At 71.5% G+C, this 23,412-nt stretch carries 21 protein-coding genes and 1 pseudogene; 17 read left to right on the top strand and 5 right to left on the bottom strand.

Features of this window, described 5'->3' with window-relative positions; genetic code table 11:
• The first annotated feature begins 28 nt into the window (after positions 1–28).
• The 3 genes from NP777_RS05355 to NP777_RS05345 all read left to right on the top strand — a co-directional run bounded on the left by NP777_RS05355 (position 29) and on the right by NP777_RS05345 (position 2,000).
• Positions 29–397, top strand: coding sequence for a TraR/DksA family transcriptional regulator (locus tag NP777_RS05355; RefSeq protein ID WP_256648871.1), 369 nt, complete (start codon positions 29–31; stop codon positions 395–397).
• Complete coding sequence (locus tag NP777_RS05350; protein WP_391858458.1) at positions 394–1,212, top strand: rod shape-determining protein; 819 nt, start codon at positions 394–396, stop codon at positions 1,210–1,212. The genes NP777_RS05355 and NP777_RS05350 overlap by 4 nt, the downstream gene beginning before the upstream one ends.
• Before the next feature lie 149 nt (positions 1,213–1,361).
• The gene (locus NP777_RS05345) at positions 1,362–2,000 is read left to right on the top strand and encodes an Rv1733c family protein (RefSeq protein WP_256648869.1); all 639 of its coding nucleotides are present in this window, start codon (positions 1,362–1,364) and stop codon (positions 1,998–2,000) included.
• Between the two features lie 82 nt (positions 2,001–2,082).
• Here the strand turns inward: NP777_RS05345 and NP777_RS05340 are convergent, their stop codons facing one another.
• Entirely contained in the window at positions 2,083–4,434 is a 2,352-nt protein-coding gene (locus NP777_RS05340; RefSeq protein ID WP_256648868.1) for a collagenase, read from the bottom strand.
• Between the two features lie 222 nt (positions 4,435–4,656).
• Here NP777_RS05340 and NP777_RS05335 point away from each other — a divergent pair, with 222 nt between their 5' ends.
• Both NP777_RS05335 and NP777_RS05330 read left to right on the top strand, forming a co-directional pair.
• Complete coding sequence (locus tag NP777_RS05335) at positions 4,657–6,030, top strand: aminopeptidase P family protein (protein ID WP_256648867.1); 1,374 nt, start codon at positions 4,657–4,659, stop codon at positions 6,028–6,030.
• A 129-nt stretch (positions 6,031–6,159) separates the two neighbouring features.
• Entirely contained in the window at positions 6,160–6,873 is a 714-nt protein-coding gene (locus NP777_RS05330; RefSeq protein ID WP_256648866.1) for a GntR family transcriptional regulator, read from the top strand.
• A 34-nt stretch (positions 6,874–6,907) separates the two neighbouring features.
• Here the strand turns inward: NP777_RS05330 and NP777_RS05325 are convergent, their stop codons facing one another.
• From NP777_RS05325 to NP777_RS05315, 3 genes and pseudogenes are all read right to left on the bottom strand, one after another.
• Positions 6,908–8,110, bottom strand: a complete 1,203-nt coding sequence (locus NP777_RS05325; RefSeq protein WP_256648865.1) for a Gfo/Idh/MocA family protein — start codon at positions 8,108–8,110, stop codon at positions 6,908–6,910.
• Positions 8,111–8,142: 32 nt separating this feature from the next.
• Positions 8,143–8,868 (bottom strand): extracellular solute-binding protein, encoded by a 726-nt coding sequence (locus NP777_RS05320; RefSeq protein ID WP_256649091.1) that lies wholly within the window; start codon positions 8,866–8,868, stop codon positions 8,143–8,145.
• Between the two features lie 70 nt (positions 8,869–8,938).
• Positions 8,939–9,556, bottom strand: a pseudogene (locus NP777_RS05315) (carbohydrate ABC transporter permease); the annotation flags it as partial.
• A gap of 167 nt (positions 9,557–9,723) precedes the next feature.
• Here NP777_RS05315 and NP777_RS05310 point away from each other — a divergent pair.
• From NP777_RS05310 to NP777_RS05255, 12 genes are all read left to right on the top strand, one after another.
• Complete coding sequence (locus NP777_RS05310; protein ID WP_256648864.1) at positions 9,724–10,887, top strand: ROK family transcriptional regulator; 1,164 nt, start codon at positions 9,724–9,726, stop codon at positions 10,885–10,887.
• Between the two features lie 222 nt (positions 10,888–11,109).
• The gene (locus NP777_RS05305; protein ID WP_391858457.1) at positions 11,110–12,267 is read left to right on the top strand and encodes a 4Fe-4S dicluster domain-containing protein; all 1,158 of its coding nucleotides are present in this window, start codon (positions 11,110–11,112) and stop codon (positions 12,265–12,267) included.
• On the top strand, positions 12,264–12,719 hold the full coding sequence (locus NP777_RS05300) for a cyclic nucleotide-binding domain-containing protein (RefSeq protein ID WP_256648862.1): 456 nt from the start codon (positions 12,264–12,266) through the stop codon (positions 12,717–12,719). Before NP777_RS05305 ends, NP777_RS05300 begins: the two co-directional genes overlap by 4 nt.
• Positions 12,716–13,528 carry an FAD/NAD(P)-binding protein gene (locus NP777_RS05295; RefSeq protein ID WP_256648861.1) on the top strand — a complete coding sequence of 271 codons (813 nt, stop codon included), beginning with the start codon at positions 12,716–12,718 and terminating at the stop codon, positions 13,526–13,528. Before NP777_RS05300 ends, NP777_RS05295 begins: the two co-directional genes overlap by 4 nt.
• A 1-nt stretch (position 13,529) precedes the next feature.
• Entirely contained in the window at positions 13,530–14,372 is an 843-nt protein-coding gene (locus NP777_RS05290; protein ID WP_256648860.1) for an NADH-quinone oxidoreductase subunit B family protein, read from the top strand.
• Positions 14,369–15,724 carry a Ni/Fe hydrogenase subunit alpha gene (locus NP777_RS05285; RefSeq protein WP_256648859.1) on the top strand — a complete coding sequence of 452 codons (1,356 nt, stop codon included), beginning with the start codon at positions 14,369–14,371 and terminating at the stop codon, positions 15,722–15,724. The genes NP777_RS05290 and NP777_RS05285 overlap by 4 nt, the downstream gene beginning before the upstream one ends.
• Entirely contained in the window at positions 15,721–16,230 is a 510-nt protein-coding gene (locus NP777_RS05280) for a hydrogenase maturation protease (protein ID WP_256648858.1), read from the top strand. The genes NP777_RS05285 and NP777_RS05280 overlap by 4 nt, the downstream gene beginning before the upstream one ends.
• Positions 16,231–16,410: 180 nt before the next feature.
• Positions 16,411–18,732: a carbamoyltransferase HypF gene (gene hypF, locus NP777_RS05275; protein ID WP_256648857.1), complete on the top strand. Its 2,322-nt coding sequence runs from the start codon at positions 16,411–16,413 to the stop codon at positions 18,730–18,732.
• Between the two features lie 18 nt (positions 18,733–18,750).
• Positions 18,751–19,050: a HypC/HybG/HupF family hydrogenase formation chaperone gene (locus NP777_RS05270; RefSeq protein WP_256648856.1), complete on the top strand. Its 300-nt coding sequence runs from the start codon at positions 18,751–18,753 to the stop codon at positions 19,048–19,050.
• Positions 19,047–20,168 carry a hydrogenase formation protein HypD gene (gene hypD / locus NP777_RS05265; RefSeq protein ID WP_256648855.1) on the top strand — a complete coding sequence of 374 codons (1,122 nt, stop codon included), beginning with the start codon at positions 19,047–19,049 and terminating at the stop codon, positions 20,166–20,168. Before NP777_RS05270 ends, hypD begins: the two co-directional genes overlap by 4 nt.
• A gap of 34 nt (positions 20,169–20,202) precedes the next feature.
• Positions 20,203–21,222 carry a hydrogenase expression/formation protein HypE gene (hypE, locus tag NP777_RS05260; protein ID WP_256649090.1) on the top strand — a complete coding sequence of 340 codons (1,020 nt, stop codon included), beginning with the start codon at positions 20,203–20,205 and terminating at the stop codon, positions 21,220–21,222.
• A gap of 97 nt (positions 21,223–21,319) precedes the next feature.
• A complete protein-coding gene (locus NP777_RS05255) occupies positions 21,320–21,985 on the top strand; it encodes a CBS domain-containing protein (protein WP_256648854.1) in 666 nt (221 codons plus the stop codon).
• Between the two features lie 31 nt (positions 21,986–22,016).
• Here the strand turns inward: NP777_RS05255 and NP777_RS05250 are convergent, their stop codons facing one another.
• On the bottom strand, positions 22,017–23,249 hold the full coding sequence (locus NP777_RS05250; protein WP_308405015.1) for an Acg family FMN-binding oxidoreductase: 1,233 nt from the start codon (positions 23,247–23,249) through the stop codon (positions 22,017–22,019).
• Positions 23,250–23,412: the final 163 nt, after the last annotated feature.

Genomic DNA, 23,412 nt, shown 5'->3' with positions numbered 1-23,412 from the left:
TCGTCTCCGCCCTGCTCAAAGGGGTGAAGTGGTGAACCACCAGACCATCGACAACCCTGCCGCGCACCTGTCGCCCGAGGACCTCGCCGCGCTGCGGGAGAACCTCCACGAACAGCACCTCTTCCGCCAGGAACAGCTGCGGCAGATCGCCGCGGCGCCCCGCGCCGAGGACCTGCTCCGGCGCCGCTCCGCGGCACAGGCCGAAGTGCAGGTCAAAGTCGCCGCCTCCGCGCGCATGGTCCTCGCCGACGTCGAGGCGGCGCTGCGACGCATCGCCGAGGGCCGCTACGGCACCTGCCACCTGTGCCGTCGCCCCGTCGAACGCGAACGCCTGATGATCGTTCCGCAGGCCCGCTACTGCGCACGGTGCCAGCAGGTGCGGGAGGCCGGGCGATGACCGTCCTCCGCCGCTTCCGGTCCGGCTCCCCCACCGGGCACCGGCACCGGCCCTGGCCGTCGTGCCGACACTGCTGCGGCCTCGCCCTCGACCTGGGCAGCGCCCGCACCCGCGCCTGGATCGCCGGCCGCGGCATGGTCCTCGACGTACCCACCATCACCTCCCCCGGTGCCGGGGCGGTGTACCCGATCCAGCGCGGTGCCATCGTCGACGTCCCCGGAACGGCCCGGATGCTCGACCGGCTGCTCAGCCACCGCCTGCCCCAGCTCACCCGCCCGCTGGTGGTGGTCACCGCGCCCGTGCTGGACGGCCCCGCCTACCGGGAACGGGCCCGCACCGCCGTGGAGGTGCTGCGCCCGCGCGCGGTCCTGACCGTCCCCACCGCACGCGCCATCGCCCTGGCCGCGGACGCCGACCTCTCCCTGCCGCTGCTCGTGGTGGACATCGGAGCCCACCTCACCGAGGTGGTCCTGCTCCTCGACGGCCTGGTCTTCGACGCCCGCCGCACCGCCCTGGGCACCGCCGACCTCACCGGCGCCGGGGCCACGGCGGAGATCAGCGAAGCCATCGGCACCATGATCACCTCAATGCTCCGGCAGGACCGCACCTCCCTCACCGCCGAGGCCCTGGCCCGGGGAGCCCTCCTGGCCGGCGGCGGCGCCCTGCGCCCCGACCTCACTCACCGGCTCATCGGCGGCACTCACGCGCCGCTGCGGGCGGTTCCCGCACCGCACACCGCGGCGATCCGCGGCGCCGCGAAGATCCTGCGGGCCGCGCACGCACATCCGTCGGCCAGTGGTACGTCCCCGCCCTGACCTGGCCCGCTCCTCCGCCGACCCCGCTGACCCCGCCGCCCCACGGCCGGGGTCTCCGGTACTTCACCCCCGTACGCCAGCTGGCGTCCCGTGACCGCACCGCCCGCACCCGGTCGCGGTCGGCCGCCTGCTCTCGAAGGAGTACCACCGTGTCCGGTGTAATACCCCCCGCGCAGCCACCGCCCGAACCCCCGCACCACGAGCTCGTGCATCCCCTGTCGCTCTGGCGCTGGCGGCACAATCCGCTCTATCGGTGCACCGACCGCCTCCAGGGCCGGATCGCGCTGGCGCTGTTGCTGCTCGTGCCGCTCCTGGGGCTCGGTGCGATGTTCCTCACCGGTGACGCCGCCCACCGCCACTACCGCGCGGCCGCCGAGCACCACCGGCAGACCCTGCACCGCACCACCGCCGTCCTCACCCACGACGCCCCGGATCACCCGGAGCCCGGATCGGCGGAGGCGAGGGAGAACCGCTACCCCGCCACGGTCCGCTTCATCGACCCGAACGGACGGACCCGCACCGCCGAGACCGGCGTCCTGCCCGGACTGAACGCGGGCAGCTCCGTCCATGTGTGGGTCGACGCGGACGGCGCGATCGCCGAGCCGCCCATGTCCGCCGCGCAGATCCGCAGCCGCACCATGGGCTGGGCGCTTGTGGCCTTCCTGACCGTGACCCTCGCCGGTGCCGCCGCCTACCGCTGCGCCGCCGTGGTCCTGCGTCGGCGCAATCTCGCCGAGTGGGACACCGAGTGGGCCGAGACCGCGCCACGCTGGACCACCTCGCCCTGAGTCACGGCCGACGGCGGCCGCGCCCCCGGCTCAGGAAGCCTTGACCATGGGCCGGGGGCGCGGCCTCGACGCCGGTGACACATCAGCCGCGGAGGGGACCCTCGCAGGTGTAGTCCGAGGTCCCCGCGCGCTGGTCGGACCAGATGTCCACCTCGCCGAACCAGCAGTTCATATCGGTCAGGTTGTTGTCGCCGCCCGCGGCCCGGTCGAGGATGAAGTAGTCGACCGTCTCGGACATGTCCTCGAAGACCGCGTCCGTGTCGCGGGCATCGGTCAGGTTCGCGGTGATCCGGCCGGTGCAGACGAACCGGGGACGCGTCGGCGCGCCGGTGGCATGGCAGCTCGGGTCGGACGCGGTCATCGCGGTGAAGGAGGAGCGAATCTGGTCGGCCGAGGTGTCACGGAGCTCACCCAGGGGCGTGTGGCTGGTGCGGGGCACATACAAGTCGCCGACGTGGGCGATCTGTTGGTCGAGGAAGCGGTCGTACGCGCTCTGCAGCCCCGCGTCCCCGCCGAGCCGGTCGCGCCAGGCGTCGAAGGCCGCGGGGTCGTCGGCGCGCAGATCGCGGTACATCTCCCGCAGGAGGGAGGGGTGCTCGAGCCACAGGAACTCGAAGAACGTGCCCGCGTAGTCGTAGAAGCGGAAGCCGTCGCCGTCGTACGTCGCGTGCAGGAGCTGGTGCACGGACATGCGCGGCCCGCCGCCGGCCGTGTCGTCGATGATCCCCTGGACCAAGGACTTGCGGACCCGGATGCCGTCGTCGCGGGTGGCGCCGTCGAAGAACTCGGCGGTGCCCTCGTCCATCGCGGTGGTCCGGTCGCCCTCGTACCAGGGTCCCTCGCCGAAGAGGCCGGGCACCGCCCAGCGACCGTTGAGGTAGTGGGTGTACTCGTGGCGGAACAGCTCCTCCAGGGTCAGTGAGGAGTCCTGCGGGACGCGACGCTGGTAGGTGTAGAAGGTCGCCCCGCTCTCGATGTAGACGCCGCCGTTGTTGGTGTCCATGCCGGTGAGGAGCGGGTGGAAGTTCTCGTAGTCGGCGCGCGAGCCGTACAGGACGATGTGCAGCGTGGTGTTGGTGTCGTCCGCGAGCGGCGCCCCCGTGCCGAGCACACGGTGGAACTGCGCCTTGACCTGCTTGCTCGCGTAATAGAGCTGGTCCACGGTGTCCCGGTCGAGGGCGGTGCGGACCTGGATGCCGTCGGTGTCGTCGTTGCCGTAGACGTACGTGTACGGGAAGAGACGCTTCTCGATGTCGTCCTTGCACACGTGGTACGGGGCGCAGGCTTCGAACACCCCGAGCCAGGTGGCGACCTTCGCCCAGGGCGCGCTGCTGTCCCCGAAGTTGTGGGCGGTGGTGTCCAGCAGGCTGCCGAGGCCGGGGACGATCTCGTCGCGGAGCCCTTCGATCTGGCCGAAGCGGCCGTACTCGCTGAGCGCGTCGCGTATCACCCAGGCGTTGGGCCCGTCCTTGAGGTGGGTGTAACCGGCGAAGGAGCTGAAGGCCGCCCGGTATGCGGGGTCGGCCGTGACCGCGGCGTGGAAGGCGGCGTCCTTGTTGCCGGGATACACGCCGAGGTAGTTCACCGTGAGCGCCGCGAGGGCGGCACCGGCCCAGGAGGTGTCCTGGGCGGTTTCGGGGTGCTGGGCGTCCATGGTGGCCAGAACCCGCTTGATCAGGGGCAGTTGGTGCTGGCGCAGGCCGGGGGCGGAGGCCGCGTCGAGAGCTTCGCGCAGGGTCTCGGCGTTGGGTCGGGTGACGTCGAAGGTGCGGGCGGCCGAGCCGAAGGCGTCGACGGCCGCGCGCATGGCGTCGACGGTCGGCGCGTCGGTGATGTCGATCTCGTCGTGCGAGAAGTCCTGGTACGCCACCGCGTGCAGATAGGTGAACATCTCCAGCAGATGGCTGCCGTCCTTGCCGTCGTGGGAGGCGGCGAGTTGGGTGATGCGGCGGGAGACGGCCTGGACGTGCTCGTCCGACATGACGGGGACGAGTCGCTGGTCCCAGGTCCACAGGATCGAGCGCAGACAGCCGTCGGCGGTGACGGCGGGGTCGGCCAGGAAGTCGGCGAACCGCTCCGGGGGCAGGCCGGTGACGCCGTCGAGGGTGCAGGGCACGGATGCCGTGCCGAGTGTGGCGTGCGGAGTGACGGCGCGTCCTCGGCGCTTCGGCTCGGGCGTCCGGGTGCCGGGGACGCCGCCGTCGGTGAGGCCGTCGGGGGCCGGGACCTTCCGTACCCGGCCCGGGGCCTCGGCCAGGCGGTCGACCCTGTCGAAGGGGTCGGGCGAGGCGGCCGGCCGTAACACCGAGGGCCGCGCGGAAGCGGGGACGGCCGCGTGACCGGACGGGGACGCCGTCACGCAGAGCGTGATCACCGCCACGGCTGTGAGCAGACATCTGCGCGTGGATCCGCGCGGGATTCTCGACTGGAACACCGTTGACTCCTGTGGGGGAGGTGACAAGGGCTACGGGGCAGCGGTGCCTCATCAGGGCCTGAATCGCCCTGTGCGGAGCCGCATATGAGAGCGTGTGGTGCTATGTGATGCGTAACGTAATAATGTGAAATTGCACAGGGTGCAAGACCCTCGACGCGATGGATCGCGGAGAGCTCGTCAAGGTACGGAACGACTCGTCAACGTACGGAACAAGGAGGACCGATGACCGAGCCCCTGACCGGCGCACCGCGGACAGCCGGCCATGACCTGCCCGTCTCACCGGAGTTCGAGGTCTTCATGGCGGGTGACTGGGCGCCGATGCCGCTGCCCGCGGACATCCGGCAGGCCGCCGCCGACTTCACCCCCGCTCGCCGCGCCCGGCTGTCCGCCCGCTTCCCGGGTGAGCGGCTGGTCATCCCCGCGGGAGAGCTGCGGGTCCGCTCGAACGACTGCGACCACCGCTTCCGGCCGCACAGCGCGTACGCCTGGCTCACCGGTCTGACCGGCGAAGAGCAGGCCGGGCACGTCCTGGTCCTGGAGCCGGACGGGCCCCACCGGCATGAGGCGGTCCTGTATGTGCGGCCCCGCTCGCCGCGCGGCGACGACGGCTTCTACCGGGACCGGCGCTACGGCGAGTTCTGGGTCGGCCGGCGCCCCGACCTCGACGAGACCGAGCGCATGACCGGCATCCGCTGTGCCGCCATCGGCGACCGGGCGGAGCTGCCGCCGGGCCGCGACGCCACGGTCGACGCCGAACTGTCCGCGGCCCTGAGCGAGTTGAGGCTGATCAAGGATGTCTGGGAAGTGGGGCAGCTGCAACTCGCCGTGGACCACACGGTCGCCGGTTTCGAGGACGTGGTACGCGCCCTGCCGCGCGCCCTCGCCCACCCACGCGGCGAGCGCTGGATCGAGGGCGTCTTCGGCCTGCGCGCCCGCGCGGAGGGCAACGGCACCGGCTACGAGACCATCGTGGCGTCCGGTGCCCACGCCTGCGTCCTGCACTGGATCCGGAACGACGGGCCCCTGGACGCACGGCGGCTGCTGCTTCTGGACGCGGGCGTGGAGACGGACAGCCTCTACACCGCCGACATCACGCGCACCCTCCCGCTCTCCGGGCGGTTCTCCCCCGTGCAACGGCAGGTGTACGACCTCGTGCTCGCCGCCCAGGACGCGGGCATCGCGGCGCTCAGGCCGGGCGCGAGCTTCCGTGACTTCCACCGGGCCGCGATGCGCGTGATCGCGGAGGGGCTCGCGGAATGGGGTGTGCTCAAAAGCCCCGAGGGCGACTTCCACCGTCGCTACACCCTGTGCAGCAGCGGACATATGCTCGGGCTCGACGTCCACGACTGCGCGCAGGCGCGGGCGGAAACCTATCTGGACGGGGTGCTGGCGGAGGGCCAGGTGCTCACGGTCGAGCCCGGCCTCTACCTCCAGGCCGACGACGAGACGCTGCCGGACGAACTGCGGGGCATCGGGGTACGCGTCGAGGACGACCTGGTGATCACCGCCGAAGGAGCCCGGCTGATGTCGGGCGCCCTGCCGCGCACCCCGGACGCGATCGAGGCGTGGATGGGGGAACTGATCGAAGGTCGCTGAACCGGTGGCCGTAGCCGCATCCGCACACGGCCACCCGCGAGAACACCGCCCACGAGAACAACATGACATTGTACTCTGGTGATCCTCTCTGCCGTGCGGGCACGGGGCACGAAAGGAACACCAACCGTCATGGGCCACCTCAAACAGCGCAAGCTCATCACCACCAGGGAGCGGCTGCGCGACCAGGTGGCCCATGCCCTGCGCGCCGCGCTGATCTCCGGCGAACTGCGCCCAGGCGAGGTCTACTCGGCCCCCGGCCTGGCCGAGGACTTCGGCATCTCCGCGACGCCGGTGCGCGAGGCGATGCTCGACCTGGCCCGCGAGGGTCTTGTCGAACCGGTGCGCAACAAGGGTTTCCGCATCACCGAGGTCAACGAACGCGACCTCGACCAGTACACCGAGATCCGCGCCCTGATCGAGGTCCCCATGATCGGCCGGATCACCCGCGGCGCCGCCCGCGAGGACCTGGAAGCGCTGCGCCCGGTGGCGGAGGACATCGTGCGCGCCGCGCGCGAGCACGACCTCATCGGCTATCTGGAGGCCGACCGCCAGTTCCATCTCTCCCTGCTCGCGCTCGCCGGAAACGACCGGCTCGTCGAAACCGTCGGCGACCTGCGCAAACGCTCACGCCTTTACGGACTGACCACACTGGACGAGCGCGATCAGCTGATCCCGTCCGCCGAGGAGCACATCGAACTCCTCGACCTGATGGTCGCGGGTGATGTGACGGGCGCCGAGACGTGCATGGCCCGCCACCTCGGCCATGTGCGCTCCCTGTGGGCCAAGGGCGCGCAGGAGCAGGAGCCGGCCGGGCGCATACCCAGGAGGAGGCTGGGCACCTGACCGGCTGCCCCGGGGGCAGCCGGTCCGAGGCCGCTCAGCTCTCGGGCGCGTCCCCGAAGTCGGGGATCTCCAGCCGGACTCCGCCCTGCCGCGCGGACTCGTGCGCCACGATGCCCGGCAGGGTGTAGCGGGCCGCGACCCATGCGTTCACGGAGGGCAGTGTGCGGGTGTTGACCGCGGTCACGAAGTCGTCCACCAGGAAGTGGTGGCTTCCCTCGTGCCCGTTGTGCAGGTGGTCGAACTCCCGGGGCAGCCGCGAGCGGTCGTGCACGGGCGCGGAACCCGAGGTGAAGGCGGCGCGCAGGGCGGGCGCGATGTGCTCGAGCGACGGGTCGTCGGGAGCCAGTGTCGGCTTGGGCTCCAGCAGCTCCGTGATGTCCTTGACCCCCTCCTTGTCCTGCCAGAAGCTCACCGTGGCGAGCTGTTCCATGCTGGCGTCCGTCCCGAAGAACCGGAAACGCGACTCGCGGATGTGCGAGGGGTAGCCGACCCGCCGGAACTCGTTCGTACGGAACGAGCCGCCACCCGCCACCTCGAACAGCGCGGTGGCGTTGGAGATGTCGTTCCCGAACTGGCTGATCTCCTGGTCGAAGACACCGTCCCCGCGCTCGTCCTTCACTCCGATCGCCGACACGCTCACCGCGTGCGTCTGCCAGGCGCCGAGCACCCCGCCGACGGAGTGCGTCGGATAGAGCAGCGGCGGATAGCTGGCGGTCGCCTTCCAGTTCTCGCCGCCGCTGTACTGATAGGCCTCGTAGAAGCCGAGGTCCATGTCGTGTACGTAGTCGCCCTCGGCATAGAAGAGCCGTCCGAAGGCGCCGTCGGCGATCTGGTCGCGGGCGTGCACGGTCGCCGGGTTGTACTGGCTCGTCTCACCCATCATGTACGTCAGGCCGGTGGCGCGTACGGCCTCGATGATCGCCGCTATCTCCTCGCGGCTGATCGCCATCGGTACCGCCGAGTACACGTGTTTTCCCGCGTTCAGCCCCTGGAGCACGAGCGGGCCGTGTGTCCAGCGCTGGGTGAAGACGGCCACCGCGTCGACCGCCTTCGACTCCAGCATCGCCTCGTACGAGGGGAAGGTACCCGACAGGCCTTCCGCGGCGGCCAGTTGCTCGGCCCGCTCGGGCAGCAGATCGGTGACGTGGACATCGCCGACGCCCGGGTGGGCGAGGAACAGCTTGGCGAACTGGCCGGAGAACTGCCCGGCGCCGACGATGCCGAGGGAGAACTTCATGCGGCGATGCCTTTCGTAAGGTCGTGGAGAGTTCACTGGTCGAAAATGAAGTTGATCTGGCTGTTGGTCGTGTCGAGGCCGCTCGCGGGCGCGCCACCCCCGTAGAGGTCCTGCATCGCGGGTCGCATGAGCGCGTACACGTCGGCGGCGTAGTTGGTGATCGGGAACGAGAAGGTCGTGAAGTGCCTCTTGTCCGCCACCGGCTGGGTGAAGGCCGTGGTGTCGATTCCCTTTTTCTCGTAGGCGGCGACGGCGGCCCTGGTGCCGGCCGGGGTGGCGGGGAAGACGACCCCGTATTCGCCGACGGCGGTCTGGCACGCGTCGGAGGCCAGGTACTCCACCCACTTCCTGGCGCCCTCCTTGTTGCGGGCGCCTTTGGAGATCGAGTCCGCCAGGCCGTTCATCATCGTGGCCCGCTTGCCGGTCGGGCCGACCGGGGTGCGGGCGGTGCCCACGTCGAGGCCCTTGGCCCCGTAGTACGTGGAGAGCATCCAGGCGCCGTCGAAGGCCGTCGCGGCCTTGCCCGCGGCCACCTGCGCGTTGGGCGGGTTCGCTTGATCACCGTAGACCTCGAGCGGTGCGAGGTACCCCTTCTTCGCCAGGCCGAAGTACCACTTGACGACGGACTGGAAGAGGGGGCTGTCGTAGTTGTACTTCGTGCCCCACCGCTTCTTGTCGGTGTAGGACCAGCCCGCGGAGCCGGTGAAGGGGCTCCACTGGGTCTGGCCGTTGTCGTCGCCCGCGCCTCCGGTGGCCAGCCCGTAGACCTTGACGTGGTGCTTGTCGAAGCCCGGTTCGTCGCCCCGCTTGCCGTTCCTGTCGATGGTGAATCGCCTGGAGGCCCGCGAAGAGCAGCAGGGCGGTGTAGCCGACGTGCCGCCAGACGTTGATCAGGGCGATGGTGGGGATCGCCCAGGTCTCGTCGGCCAGGAAGGGAACGCGGTCGAAGCCGAGGCCCTGGAGGATCTCGTTGCCGATGCCCATCTGGGTGTCGAGGATCCACAGCCAGACGATGCCGGCCACGACGTTCGACATCAGATACGGGGTGAGCACGATGCCCCGCAGTACGGCCGACCGCGTCAGCCGCTGGAGCAGAACCGCGATGGCGAGGGCCGCGACCGTCTGCACACCGATGTTGATGGCCACGTACTCGACCGTGACCGCCAGCGAGTGCCAGAAGACGGGGTCGCGGATCATCCTGTCATAGTTGTCGAGGCCCACCCACTCGGCCGGAGTCAGCAGATTGAAGCGGGTGAAACTCAGATAGATGCCTCGCAGCGTCGGCCAGAGCAGGAAGACCAGGAAGCCCAGCAGGGCAGGGGCGATGAAGACGGCCGCGAGGGCCCCGTCGTCACCGGCTTCCCGGGCTCCGCGGATCTTGAGTTTCGATGTGGCTCCCCCGGCGCGGCGCAGGCGCGAAGGGGGGCTGCTGGAGGCGACGGTCATCAGGGGACTCTTTCGTCTGCGGCTCGTCCTCGGGCACCACTTACTTTTGATGCGAAAGAATCACACCGTCAAGAGTCGTGCAAGCATCTTCCCGCGGCGACTTCTGGCCACATAGAGTGAACCTATTACTTCCGATGCAAAAGAAAACATGGAGGATCCCGTCCCTCATGACCACACTTGACGCCAGTTGGCTGCCGCTCAGTCCGGGGGAACGTGCGGTGGCGATCGAGGTGCTCGTGCACGGTCCGCTGTCGCGCGCCGAACTCGCCCGTCGGCTGAACCTCTCGGCGGGCAGCCTCACCCGGCTGACCAAGCCGCTGATCGAATCGGGTCTGCTGGTCGAGAAGGGCACCGAGGGCGCGGCATCGGCGGAGGTGCGACAGGGACGGCCCTCGCAGCCGCTGGACATGGTCGCCGAGTCCCGGCTCTTCATCGGCTTCAAGATCACCGAGGACATGGTGTACGGGGTTGTCACCACACTCCGCAGCGACATCATGGCCCGCGACGAGCGGCCGCTGACCACACACGAACCCGCGTCGGTCATCGATCTGCTGGGCGAGATGACGCGGGAGTTCACCCGGGCCCATCCCCGGGCGGCCGGGATCGGCATCGGAGTGGGGGCCGGTGTCCGGGACCGCTCGGTCGTGATCCGGTCGCCCTTCCTCGACTGGGACGAGGTGCCGCTGGCCGAACTGGTCGAGGAGCGGACGGGGCTGCCCACGGTCGTCGAGAACGACGTGGCGGCGCTGGTCGAGGCCGAGTGCTGGTTCGGCGCGGGCCGCGGCCTCGACCGGTTCGCGGTGCTCACCATCGGGGCCGGACTGGGTTACGGACTGGTCAGCGGCGGCAGGCGGGTGGTCTCCTCCGAGGACGGTCTGAGCCTCGGCCGGGGACGGCACTGGATGGTCGATCCCCACGGCCCGCTCACCCCGTACGGAGAACGCGGCAGCGCCGTCTCCCTGCTGACCATCCCCAGCATCCGCTACCAGCTCCACGCCGCCACCGGCCGGGAGATGACGTACGAGGAGATCCTGGGCCTCGCCGCCGATGGCGAGCCCATGGCCGCCCGGGTCGTGGACGAGGCGGCCCGAGCCCTCGGCACCATCGTTTCCCAGATCGCCAATTTCGCGATGCCCCAGAAGATCCTGCTGGCCGGCGAGGGAGTGGGCCTGGTCGACGTGGCCGGGGCGGCGGTGGAGAAGGCCATCCTCGCCAACCGCCATCCCCAGGCCGACAAGGTCAACCTCGAGACCAAGGTCTCCGACTTCCACGACTGGGCCCGCGGCGCCGCCGTCCTGGCCATCCAGGTACTGGTCCTGGGCTCGGCGTAGGCATGACGGCGGCCAGGTCGAGTCGATATGGCCGGAGCACGGTCCCTGGCGGATCCCCCGGGGCCCGGAAAGAACCAGAAGGGCGCGTCACGGCTACCCCACGCAGCGGTACCTGTGTGCGCGTTCGGCCGAGCATCGCCGTGTCGCGGCGGCGCTTCCCGCGCTCATGACGGGACCTGTGAGCAGATGGGTCCTGTTGTCCGCCGGTGACCGGGGTGAGCTGTGGTGAGTGCGCCGACCCTTCCTTCGGCCGAAGGAGTCGCGATCGGTAAGGAGGGGCTGGTCGCCCTGGTCAATGTGTTGCGGGCGCGCGGCTACACAGTGGTCGGCCCCACTGTGCGGGACGGCGCCATCGTTCTGGAAGAGCTGGAATCCGCCGGTCAACTACCGTACGGATGGGGTGTGGACCTCGAAGCCGGGCAGTACCGGCTGCGGTCGCGTACGGATGGCGCTGCCTTCGCCAACGCGGCCGGTCCGCAGTCGTGGAAGACCTTTCTGCACCCCGCCCGGGTCCGCCAGTGGACGGCGGAACGCACCGGCGGAGAGCTGGTCATCGAGGCGGACGACACCACGCCTCCCCGCTTCGCGTTCCTCGGCGTCCGCCCCTGCGATCTGCGGGCCATCGCCGTCCAGGACCGGATCCTCACCGCCGGGCCGCACTCCGACCCGGTCTATCGGGGCAGGAGGTCAGGGGCGTTTCTGGTGGCGGTGGAGTGCACCGAGCCCGGTGCGACCTGCTTCTGCGTCTCGATGGGCACCGGTCCCGCCGCCGGGCCCGGGTACGACCTGGTGCTGACCGAACTGGTCGATGACGAGGGACACCGGTTCTGGATCCGCGGTGGCAGCCCGGAGGGGGCCGAGATCCTGGCGGAACTGCCCGGCGAACCGGCCCCGGAGGCCGTCTGCCGGGCCGCCGCGGGCGCCGTCGCGTCCGCCGCCGAGCGAATGGGCCGCAGGATGCCGGACACCGACATGCGGCGGCTGATGGCGGAAACGCTGGAGGCACCCCGCTGGGACGACGTCGCCTCCCGATGCCTGACCTGTGGCAACTGCACGATGGTGTGCCCCACCTGCTTCTGTACCACCACCGAGGACGTCACCGACCTGACCGGGGACCACGCCGAGCGCTGGCGGGTCTGGGACGTCTGCTTCGACCTGGACTTCTCCTATCTGCCGGGCGGTCCCGTACGCGCCTCGTCGCGCAGTCGCTACCGGCAGTGGCTCACCCACAAACTGGGCACCTGGTACGACCAGTTCGGGTCGTCGGGGTGTGTGGGGTGCGGCCGGTGCATCGTCTGGTGTCCGGTCGCCATCGACATCACCGAGGAGGCCGCGGCCCTGTACGACTGGACCCGGCGTACGGAGGACGACCCACGATGACCGGGTGGCCACTGCTGCTGGAAACCCTTCCGCGGGTTCAGCGCGACCGGCTGTTCACGCTCGCCGACGAGCGGGAGTTCCGCGCCGGCAGCACCCTGTTCGACGAGGGCGGTGTCGCCGACCGGTTCTGGCTGATCCGTTCCGGCGAGGTCGCCCTGGATGTGTATGTCCCCGGCCGGCGGGCCCAGGTGGTGGAGACCCTCGGGCCGCGGCAGCAGCTCGGATGGTCGTGGATCTTCCCGCCGTACCGCTGGCATCTGGGCGCCCGCGCGCTGGGCCCCGTGCGGACCTGGGAGTTTCCCGCCGCCGAGGTACGTGAGCTGTGCATGGCCGACACGGAACTCGGATACGAGTTGATGCTGCGGTGCGCGGCGCTGATCGCCGACCGGCTCCAGGCCACCCGGTTGCGGTTGCTCGACCTGTACACACCGCACGGAAGCGTCCCGTCGTGACCACCGTGCCCCTGCCGTACCGGGTGACCGCCGTTTCGGCGGAGACCGCGGACTGTGTGTCGCTGGAGGTGGCACCGGTGGGGCGGGCGCTGCCGGAGTTCTCGCCGGGCCGGTTCGCCATGGTGTACGCCTTCGGCGTCGGTGAGGTGCCGATCTCGGTCAGCGCGATCGGTGCCGGTCCCCGTCTGGTGCACACCGTGCGCGCGATCGGCGCGGTCACCGGCGCGCTGTGCCGGCTCAGGGCGGGGGACACGATCGGCCTGCGGGGCCCCTACGGCACTGGCTGGGACCTCGAGGCGGCGGCCGGGCTGGACGTCCTGGTGGTCGCCGGCGGCATCGGGCTCGCCCCGCTGCGCCCCGTGGTGCGCCATGTGCTCGACCACCCCGGGCGCTATGGCCGCCTTCGTGCACTGCTCGGGGCCCGCACGCCTGCGGATCTGCTCTACGGGGAGGAACTGGAGCACTGGCGGCGTGCCTCGGCCCAGGTGGAGGTGACCGTCGACCGGCCCGGCCCCGGCTGGCGCGGCAGCGTGGGCGTGGTCACCACCCTGCTGGACCGGGTCGACTGGCGCCCGGATCGGACCGAGGCGCTGATCTGCGGCCCCGAAGTGATGATCCGGCACACCGTCCGGGCGCTGCTCGCCCGCGGCCTGCCCGCGCGTCGGGTCCAGGTGTCACTGGAACGGAACATGCGCTGCGGCACCGGCCACTGCGGTCACTGCCAGCTCGGGCCCCTGCTGCTGTGCCGGGACGGCCCGGTGGTCGGCTACGACCGCGCCCGGCCCCTGCTCGCCGTCAGGGAGCTGTGAGATGGACTCCGACGACCGCCCCGCCCTCGCCGTGTGGAAGTTCGCCTCGTGCGACGGCTGCCAGCTGACCCTGCTCGACTGCGAGGACGAACTGCTCCCGCTCACCGGCCGGGTGCGCATCGCGCACTTCCTGGAGATGTCCACCGCGGAGGACTCCCGGGAGCCGGCCACTCTCGCGGGGACCGGACCGTACGACCTCTCCCTGGTGGAGGGGTCCGTCACCACCGCAGAGGATGTGCGGCGCATCCATCACATCCGGCGGATCTCCCGTCGCCTGGTCACCATCGGGGCCTGCGCCACCGCGGGCGGCGTCCAGGCCCTGCGCAACTTCGCGGACGTCGAGGAGTTCCGCGCCGCGGTGTACGCCCGCCCGGAGTACATCGCGACACTGGACACCTCCACCCCCATCTCGGCGCATGTACCGGTCGACTTCGAGTTGCGTGGCTGCCCGATCGACCGCGGCCAGCTACTGGAAGTGATCACCGCGTTTCTGGCCGGGCGGAAGCCGAACATCTCCGGCCACAGCGTCTGCTTCGAATGCAAGCGGCGCGGCACGACCTGTATCACCGTCGCGCGGGGCATCCCGTGCCTGGGGCCCGTCACCCATGCCGGGTGCGGCGCGCTCTGTCCCGCCTACGGGCGCGGGTGCTACGGCTGCTTCGGGCCGATGGTCCAACCCAACCTGGAGGCGATGGTGCGCGAGCTGCGGCACGACGGCATGAGGGAGCGGGACATCGTGCGGGTCTTCCGCACCTTCAACGCGGCCTCGCCCGAATACGGCCCCGTACCCGAGCTCGCGGCCCGGGAGTCCCCCGAGCTCCCGGCGGAGGAAGAGCCCCGATGAGCCACCGCGGGGCCCGTGTGCTGCGACTGGACGCACTCGCCCGGGTGGAGGGAGAAGCGGCCCTCCACCTGGCCGTGCGCGACGGGACGGTCGCCGAGGCGCGGCTGCGGATCTACGAGCCGCCCCGCTTCTTCGAGGCGTTCCTGGTCGGACGCGGCCATGGCGAGCCACCCGACATCACCTCACGGATCTGCGGAATCTGCCCGGTCGCGTACCAGATGACCGCATGCCAGGCCATCGAGCGGGCCTGCGGGGTGACGGTCGACGGTCCGCTCGCGGGACTGCGGCGGCTGCTCTACTACGGCGAATGGATCGAGAGCCAGACCCTGCACGTCCATCTGCTGCACGCCCCCGACTTCTTCGGCCACCCCAGTGCCGTGGAACTCGCCCGCGAGCAACGCGGAGCCGTGGAACGGGGCCTGCGGATCAAACAGGCGGGCAACGCCATCATGGAGCAACTCGGTGGCCGCGCCATCCACCCGATCAACGTCCGCGTCGGAGGCTTCTACCGCGTGCCCGCCCCGGCCGAACTCGTCCCGCTGGCCGAGCGGCTGCGCCGGGCCCGTGACGACGCGCTGGAGACCGTGCGCTGGGTGGCCGGCTTCGACTTCCCCGATGCCCGCTACGACGGCCCGTTCCTGGCGATGCGCGACCCCGGCCGGTACGCCATCGACTCCGGAACCCCGGCCGTCATGGCCGCGGGGGCGGGCCCGGACGGCGCCACCCCGGTACGGGCTCTTCCGGTGGAGGAGTTCGAGCGCCATGTGGTGGAACGGCAGGTCCCGCACTCGACCGCCCTGGTGTCCGAGCTGGACGGCCACCACTACCTGACCGGCTCACTGGCCCGGTACGCGGTCAGCGGACGGTGGCTCCACCCCTCGGCCCTCGACGCCGCGCGGGAGGCGGGGCTCGGCGATCCGGCCACCGGCGCGGTGTGCCGCAATCCGTTCCGGAGCATCATCGTCCGAGCCGTCGAGGTGGCCCATGCCGTGGCCGAGGCGCTGCGGATCATCGACGCCTACGAGCCGCCCTCCCGGCCGCAGGTCGCGGTTCCGCCCCGCCCGGCGACCGGCTGCGCGGCCACCGAGGCGCCACGCGGGCTGCTCTACCACCGATACGCCATGGCGGCCGACGGCACCCTCACCCTGGCCCGTATCGTGCCGCCCACCGCGCAGAACCAGGCGGCCATCGAGGACGACCTGCGCCGCCAGGTGCAGTCCCGCCTGGACGGGCCGGGCGAGCCGCCCGGCGACGAGGAGCTGACCGCGCTGTGCGAGCGGGCGGTCCGCAACCACGACCCGTGCATCTCCTGTTCCGCGCACTTCCTGGACCTGACGGTGGAGCGCGGATGACGGGCCGGGTGGTGGTGATCGGCGTGGGCAATCCGTTCCGCCGGGACGACGGAGCCGGCCCGCTCGTCGTCGAGGCCCTGCGCACCCGAGTGCCCGAAGGGACGGTGCTGACCGACAGCGATGGCGAGCCCGGGAGGATGCTCGGTTCGTGGCGCCGCCAGGACGCCGTCGTCGTGGTCGAGGTGGTGCACGCGCATCCCGGGCAGCCGGGGCGGCTGCACACGCTGACGGCGGAGCGGGCGGCGCGCTGCGCCACACGCTCCGCCAGTACCCACGCCCTCGGGCTCGGTGAGACCTTCGCCCTGGCCGCGGCGCTCGACCGGATGCCCAGGGAGCTGACGGTGCACGCGGTGGAAGGGGAGGACTTCGGCATCGGCCGGGGGCTCAGCACCGCGGTGGCCGACGCGCTCCCCGAGCTGATCCACCACGTGGCCGAGGCCGTCGACGAGGCGCACGACCGGCTTCGGCGCGCGGGCGCGCCGGCCGACGGCCGGGAGACCGCGTAGTCCGCCCGCCTGGCAACGTTGTTCGTCGCCTGGGCCGTTCGGAGGGCGTTGGGCCGCCGCGCGGGCGTGGTCTCCCACGGTGGCCGGACCCGTTCCTAACATGACGAGCGGCCTGGCCGGACGGCGTTCATGGCACGGCCGGCACCTCGCGCAGGCTCGACCACTCCGGACGGAAGCGCCATGTCCATGAAACAGCCCTCGGTGTCCGGCTCCGCCCCGGTGGAGCCGGACACCGAGGGCTCGCAACGGCCGGTCCGCCGCCTGGTGGCGGTCGGTGGCGTGGTGCAGGGGGTCGGCTTCCGGCCCTTCGTCCATGCCCTGGCCACCGAACTGGGCCTGTCCGGTCAGGTGGCCAACGGACCGGCCGGGGCGCGGATCGAGATCGAGGGCGGCCCCGGGGCGGTGGCCGCCTTCTGCCACCGGCTGACGGCGGACGCTCCCCCGCTGGCGGACATCGCCTCGGTGACCGCCTCCGAGCTGTGCCCGACCGGCGGCACCGGTTTCGCGATCGTGCGCTCCACGACGGGCCACGGCCGAACCGTGGTCCCGCCCGACGTCGCCACCTGCGACGCCTGCCTGACCGAGCTGACCGACCCGGCCGACCGCCGCCACCGGCACCCGTTCCTCACCTGTACCGACTGCGGCCCACGCTTCACCGTCACCACCGCCATGCCGTACGACCGGGCCACGACCACCATGGCGGCCTTCCCGATGTGCCCGGACTGCGCGGCGGAATACACGGACCCGTCGAACCGGCGGTTCCACGCCCAGCCCATCGCCTGCTGGGCCTGCGGGCCACGGCTGAGGCTCACCGGCGCCGTACGCCGGGAGGGCGGGGCCGCGTTGGCCGAGGCCCGGCGGATGCTGGCAGCCGGGGCGATCCTGGCGGTCAAGGGCCTCGGCGGCTACCACCTGGTCTGCGACGCCACCACCCCGAGGGCCGTGGACGCACTGCGCCGCCGCAAGGGTCGTGGCGACAAGCCGTTCGCCGTCATGACCCCCGACGCCGACACCGCCGCCCGGCTCGGCCACCTCGGCCCGGCGGAGCGCCGCGCCCTCACCGGGCGGCCCCGCCCCATCGTGCTGCTGCGCCGCCGATCCCCGACTCCGCTCGCACCGCAGGTGTGCCCGGGGAGCCCGGACATCGGGGTGATGCTGCCCTACACCCCGTTGCACCGGCTCCTGTTCGGCCTTCCGGACGACCCACCGGGCCCCGACGTCCTGGTGGTGACCAGCGGAAACCTCTCCGGGGAGCCGCTGGTGACCGACGACCGGGAGGCGATGCTCCGCCTGGACGGGCTGGCCGACGCCTGGCTCTGGCATGACCGGCCCATCGTGGTGGCCTGTGACGACTCGGTGGTCCGGGTCCGCGCGGACGGTTCGCCCCTGCCGATCCGCCGCTCGCGCGGCTTCGCCCCGGCGCGCGTCCGCCTTCCGGTGGCCGTCCGTCCGGTCCTCGCGGTCGGTGGTGACCTCAAGAACACCCTGTGCCTGGCGGAGGGCGACGCCGCCTGGCTGTCCGCCCACGTCGGGGACATGGACAGCCTGTCCGCCCAGCGCGCCTTCGAGCGTGCCGAGAGCCATCTGCGGGCGCTCACCCGCGTCGAGCCGGTCCGCGTCGCCGCCGACCGCCACCCCGGCTACCGGTCCGCGCGATGGGCACGGCGTGACGGCCGGCCGCCGGCCCTGGTCCAGCACCACCACGCCCACATCGCCTCCGCGATGGTGGAACACGGGCTGGACGAGCCGGTGCTCGGTGTCGCCTTCGACGGCACCGGCTACGGCGACGACGGCGCCGTATGGGGCGGCGAGGTGCTGCTGGCCGACTACGCGGGCTACCGCCGTCTGGCGCATCTGGCGTACGTACCCCTGCCGGGCGGTGACGCGGCGGTGCGCAACCCGTATCGGATGGCGCTGGCACATCTGCGCGCGGCCGGCCTCGCCTGGTCGCCCGACCTGCCGTGTGCCGCCGCCTGCCCGCCCGGGGAACTCCGTCTGCTGGAGGCCCAGTTGGCACGCGGCATCGCGTGTGTGCCGACGTCCAGTATGGGGCGGCTGTTCGACGCCGTGTCCTCGCTGGTGGGGGTCTGTCACCGGGCGGGGTACGAGGCTCAGGCCGCCGTGGAACTGGAGGCCGCGGCCGTGACCGCCGACGGGGTGCGGGACGGCTACCCCTTCGCGCTCGAGGATCCCGCCCCGCTGCTGGCGGCGATCGTGGCCGATCTCCGCGCGGGTGCGGCGGTCCCGCTGATCGCCGCCCGTTTCCATCTGGCGGTCGCCGGTGCGGTCCGCACGGCCTGCCGGAAGGCGCATCGGAGCACGGGCGTGCGGACGGTCGTCCTCACCGGCGGGGTGTTCGCCAACGCCCTCCTGGACGGGATGTGCGCCGCCGGGCTGGCCGAGGACGGATTCACCGTCCTCGGGCACACGGTGGTCCCGCCCGGCGACGGCGGCCTGGCTCTGGGACAGGCGGTCGTCGCCGGCCGTGTCGCCGAGACATGAGGAACCGAGGAGGAGCACATGTGCCTGGCGGTACCCGGCCGCGTGGTCGGCATCGAAAAACGGGATGGTACGCCGATGGCGCGGGTCGATTTCGGCGGGGTGGTCAAGGACGTCTGCCTCGCCTATCTGCCGGAGATCGAGGTCGGTGAGTACGCGATCGTCCATGTCGGCTTCGCGATCCAGCGGCTCGACGAGGAGTCCGCCCTGGCCACCCTCCGGCTCTTCGAGCGGATCGGGGCACTGGACGAGGAGTTCGGCGATGCCTGGGCGCGTGCGGCGGCCGAGGCGGAACGCGCGCCCGAGGAGGAGAACCGGTGAAATACATCGACGAGTTCCAGGACCCCGCCCTGGCCCGACGGCTCCTGGACGACATCGCCGGGACGGTCACCCGGCCCTGGTCGATGATGGAGGTCTGTGGCGGTCAGACGCACTCGATCATCCGGCACGGCATCGACCAACTGCTGCCCGAGAGCATCGAGTTGATCCATGGGCCGGGCTGTCCGGTCTGCGTCACCCCGCTGGAGATGATCGACAAGGCGCTGGAGATCGCCGCCCGTCCGGGCGTGGTCTTCTGCTCGTTCGGCGACATGCTCCGGGTGCCGGGAAGCGACCGCGACCTGTTCCGGGTCAAGAGCGACGGCGGTGACGTCCGTGTCGTCTACTCACCGCTGGACGCGCTGCGGATCGCCCAGCAAGCCCCGGATCAGCAGGTGGTGTTCTTCGGCGTCGGCTTCGAGACCACCGCGCCCGCCATCGCCATGGTGGCCCACCAGGCCAGACGGCTCGGGGTGCGGAACTTCAGCCTGCTGGTCTCACATGTCCGGGTGCCACCCGCCATCGAGGCGATCGTGCGATCCCCGGACTGCCGCGTCCAGGCGTTCCTCGCCGCCGGGCACGTGTGCAGCGTGATGGGCACCCTCGAGTACCCCGCCCTCGCCGACACCCACAAGGTGCCCATCGTGGTCACCGGGTTCGAACCGCTGGACATCCTGGAAGGCATCCGACGAGCGGTCCGCCAACTCGAACGGGGCGAACACCGCGTCGAGAACGCCTACCCGCGCGCCGTGCGCCCGCAGGGCAACCCGGTCGCCCTCAGCGTGCTGCGAGAGGTGTTCACCACCACCGATCGCGCCTGGCGCGGCATCGGCACCATTCCGGACAGCGGCTGGCGGCTCTCGGACGCGTACCGGGACTACGACGCCGAGCACCGGTTCGAGGTCACCGGCGTGGCCACCGTCGAGCCCGCGGTGTGCCGCAGCGGAGAGGTGCTCCAGGGGCTGGTCAAACCCCATGAATGCGCGGCCTTCGGCACCGCCTGCACCCCGCGCGCACCGCTCGGCGCGACCATGGTCTCCAGCGAGGGCGCGTGCGCCGCCTACTACCTGTACCGGCGTCTGGCCACGCCCCGCACGGAGGAGACGGCTTCCGTTGACTGACATCACCGCCGGCACCACCGGGTGGTCCTGCCCGATGCCGCTGCGCGACCACCCGGTGGTCGTGATGGGCCACGGTGGTGGTGGGGCGCTTTCCGCGGAGCTCACCCGGCACCTCTTCCTCCCGGCCTACGGTGGCGAGACGCTGGGAGGGCTCACCGACTCGGCCGCCGTCACGCTCGGCGGTGCCCGGCTGGCCTTCTCGACCGACTCCTACGTGGTCCGCCCGCTGTTCTTCCCCGGCGGGAGCATCGGGGACCTGGCGGTCAACGGCACCGTCAACGACCTGGCCATGAGCGGCGCCGTTCCCGCGTATCTGTCCTGCGCGTTCATCCTGGAGGAGGGAACGGAGCTGAGCACCGTCGGGCGGGTCGCCCAGGAGCTCGGCGCGGCCGCCCGAGCGGCGGACGTCACCGTGGTCACCGGCGACACCAAGGTGGTCGACTCCGGCCACGGCGACGGGGTGTACGTGAACACGGCGGGGATCGGGCTGATCCCCGCGGGGGTGGACATCCGTCCACAGCGTGCCCGGCCCGGCGACGTGGTGATCGTCAGCGGGCCGATCGGACAGCACGGCATCGCCATCCTCAGCGTCCGCGAAGGGCTGGCCTTCGGCACCGAGGTGGTCAGTGACACCGCGCCCCTGGCCGGACTGGTCCGGGCGATGCTCGCCGTCACCCCCGGGATCCACGTCCTGCGCGACCCCACGAGGGGCGGTCTGGCCGCCGCGCTCAACGAGATCGCGACGGCCTCCGACACCGGCGTCGTCCTGGACGAGGCGGCGGTGCCCGTCCCGGAAGCGGTCGCCACCGCATGTGCTCTCCTCGGCCTGGACCCGATGTACGTGGCCAATGAGGGCCGCCTGGTGGCCTTCGTGCCCAGCGCCCACGCCGACGCGGTCCTGGACGCGATGCGTGCGCACCCGAGGGGACGCGAGGCGGCCGTGATCGGCGTGTGCGTGGCCGAGCACCCCGGCACGGTCGTGGCCCGTACCGGACTCGGCGGGACCCGGATCGTGGATCTGCCGCTCGGCGAGCAACTGCCCCGGATCTGCTGAACCGCGCAGTGCTCAGGTGGCCGGGGGACGCCGGCGGGCCGGACACTGGAAGGGCAAGAGCCGCCGGAACGCCGTGCGGCGGGAGGGAGGAACTCCCGTGTCCGAGACTTTCCACACGGTGAGCGATGTGATGACCCGGACGGTGGTCGCCGTCGGGCGTGACGCGTCGTTCAAGGAACTGGTGCAGACGCTGGGCCAGTGGCAGGTGAGCGCCATGCCGGTGCTGGAGGGTGAGGGTCGTGTCATCGGTGTCGTCTCCGAGGCGGATCTGCTGCCCAAGGAGGAGTTCCGGGACAGCGATCCGGACCGCTTCCAGCAGCTGCGGCGCCTCCCCGACCTCGCGAAGGCGGGGGCGCTGACGGCGGAGGAGCTGATGAGCTCCCCGGCGGTGACCGTGCACCCGGACGCCACGCTTGCCGAGGCGGCCCGGATCATGGCCGTCAGAAGGGTCAAACGGCTTCCCGTGGTCGACACCGAGGGCAAGCTGCTCGGAATCGTCAGCCGGGGCGATCTGCTGAAGGTCTTCCTCCGTTCGGACCGGGACATCGAGGAAGAGGTGCATCGCACGGTGGCGACGTGTCTCCTCCCGGGCACCAGCGTCCATGTCCGGGTGCGGGAGGGAGTCGTCACGCTCGGCGGGCAGCTTCGCGACACCACGCTGATCCCCGTGGTCGCGCGCCTCGCCCGGGCCGTGGAGGGGGTCGTGGACGTGGAATGCCACTTCCGGGGCGTCGGACGGGACGAGGCGGAGCGCACTGCCTGAGCGCGATTCCGCATGGACGGGCCCGGCGGAGCTACGGCTCGATGTCCAGCACGTCGTCGACCGGCCGCCTGGGGGTCCGCGTGCCCGGAGGGCCGTACCCGAGTCGCAGCACCATCTGTACGTAGGCCATGCCCGACATCGGGTCGCGCAGCGGCCAGCGCAGGTCCTGCCATTCCAGGGCCTGCGTGACGAACGAGGCGGACAACCCCTCCAGCGTGGCCCGCAGCAGAACGCGCTCCACCGCCTGGCCGGTGTGCAGCCAGTCCACGGGACGGTCGCGCGAGGTGCTCAGCAACACCAGTTGGGGCAAGGTCTCGAAGTCGGCGGTCGGACGGCCGGGGACGGTCTCGCCACCCGCGAAGTCACGCATGGGAGCCCTGCCGACCCGGCGGCGGGGCCCGAAGGCGGACTCCGGGACCCCTTCGGTGCCCGGCCGGGTGTCGTCCGCCCGGCGGGTGAAGCGGGCCAGGTCCGCGGCGGCACCGGCGTCGGTGAGGTTACGGGCCTCGGCCTCCAGCGCCAGGTCCAGGACGGACTGGAGATGCCAGCCGGAGACGAAGGACAGCGCGACGTCCTCCCGGTGTGCGGCGTCGACGAGGGCGCTCCGCACGGAGGCGGGGATCTCGGTCTCGGCGAAGGGGTACCGGCTGGTGTGCCGGGTGCGTACGGCCGGGTACAACTCGGCCGGATCGGCCTCGTCGCCGAGCGGGCCGGTCAGGGTCACCGACGCCAGCAGCATCGGGTCGCCGGGGTCGGGCAGCGGCCGGGTCTGCGCCTCCCAGCCCTCGTGCGCCACCGCGACCCGCAGGTTCATCAGGGCGGCGCCGCAGCCGATGTGCAGCGCGCGGTGCTCGGGGTCGGAGTGCGGCAGAGCGCCCCGGAGATCGGCCCGCAGATGGAAGACACGCCTGCGCCGGAAGTACTGGAACCGCCAGGGCTGGGCGTTGTGCATCGACGGGGCGGCCGTGGCGTCCCGCACCATGGACATGACCACCGCTTCGGAGAGCGATCGGGTACCGCGGTGTGTCGCCGCGGACGCGCGCTGCCCGGTCGCCTCCCGCTGCCCCTCGGGCTCGTGGCCGATGGGCTGAATGTGTGCGTCGGGACCGGGGAACACAAGGGTGACCTGGTCGGTGTCCGACCACCGCACGTCATAGGGAGGTGTCCCGTCGTCATGGTGGATTCCGACGATCTCACCATCGCGTCTGGTGGCACCGGTGGTGGGGCTTTCGACAATCAGTTGGTCGCCGACATGAGCACGCATCGACATCCCGCCTTTCTGCCTCATATCCACTGTGTCACCGCAGGTGAACGGTGTCCCGGGGACGGAAAGCCCTGGATCGTGGGGTCGGACGGCCCCGTTCTGGGCCAGGTGGCCGCCAGGGGGAGCCATGAGGCTCATCCGGTGGCGGGGACGAGCTGGCAGG

Source organism: Streptomyces rugosispiralis, from assembly GCF_024505145.1.
Classification (GTDB): domain Bacteria; phylum Actinomycetota; class Actinomycetes; order Streptomycetales; family Streptomycetaceae; genus Streptomyces; species Streptomyces rugosispiralis.
This window is presented reverse-complemented; position numbering and strand designations above follow the sequence as displayed.

What these genes read in the sequence shown, in the direction of transcription:
- NP777_RS05250 (WP_308405015.1), bottom strand. Translation starts at nt 23,249, where the DNA reads ATGCGTGCTCATGTCGGCGACCAACTGATTGTCGAAAGCCCCACCACC.
- NP777_RS05280 (WP_256648858.1), top strand. Translation starts at nt 15,721, where the DNA reads ATGACGGGCCGGGTGGTGGTGATCGGCGTGGGCAATCCGTTCCGCCGG.
- NP777_RS05335 (WP_256648867.1), top strand. Translation starts at nt 4,657, where the DNA reads ATGACCGAGCCCCTGACCGGCGCACCGCGGACAGCCGGCCATGACCTG.
- hypF (WP_256648857.1), top strand. Translation starts at nt 16,411, where the DNA reads ATGTCCATGAAACAGCCCTCGGTGTCCGGCTCCGCCCCGGTGGAGCCG.
- NP777_RS05285 (WP_256648859.1), top strand. Translation starts at nt 14,369, where the DNA reads ATGAGCCACCGCGGGGCCCGTGTGCTGCGACTGGACGCACTCGCCCGG.
- NP777_RS05300 (WP_256648862.1), top strand. Translation starts at nt 12,264, where the DNA reads ATGACCGGGTGGCCACTGCTGCTGGAAACCCTTCCGCGGGTTCAGCGC.
- NP777_RS05310 (WP_256648864.1), top strand. Translation starts at nt 9,724, where the DNA reads ATGACCACACTTGACGCCAGTTGGCTGCCGCTCAGTCCGGGGGAACGT.
- NP777_RS05350 (WP_391858458.1), top strand. Translation starts at nt 394, where the DNA reads ATGACCGTCCTCCGCCGCTTCCGGTCCGGCTCCCCCACCGGGCACCGG.
- NP777_RS05270 (WP_256648856.1), top strand. Translation starts at nt 18,751, where the DNA reads ATGTGCCTGGCGGTACCCGGCCGCGTGGTCGGCATCGAAAAACGGGAT.
- hypE (WP_256649090.1), top strand. Translation starts at nt 20,203, where the DNA reads ATGCCGCTGCGCGACCACCCGGTGGTCGTGATGGGCCACGGTGGTGGT.
- NP777_RS05325 (WP_256648865.1), bottom strand. Translation starts at nt 8,110, where the DNA reads ATGAAGTTCTCCCTCGGCATCGTCGGCGCCGGGCAGTTCTCCGGCCAG.
- NP777_RS05330 (WP_256648866.1), top strand. Translation starts at nt 6,160, where the DNA reads ATGGGCCACCTCAAACAGCGCAAGCTCATCACCACCAGGGAGCGGCTG.
- NP777_RS05290 (WP_256648860.1), top strand. Translation starts at nt 13,530, where the DNA reads ATGGACTCCGACGACCGCCCCGCCCTCGCCGTGTGGAAGTTCGCCTCG.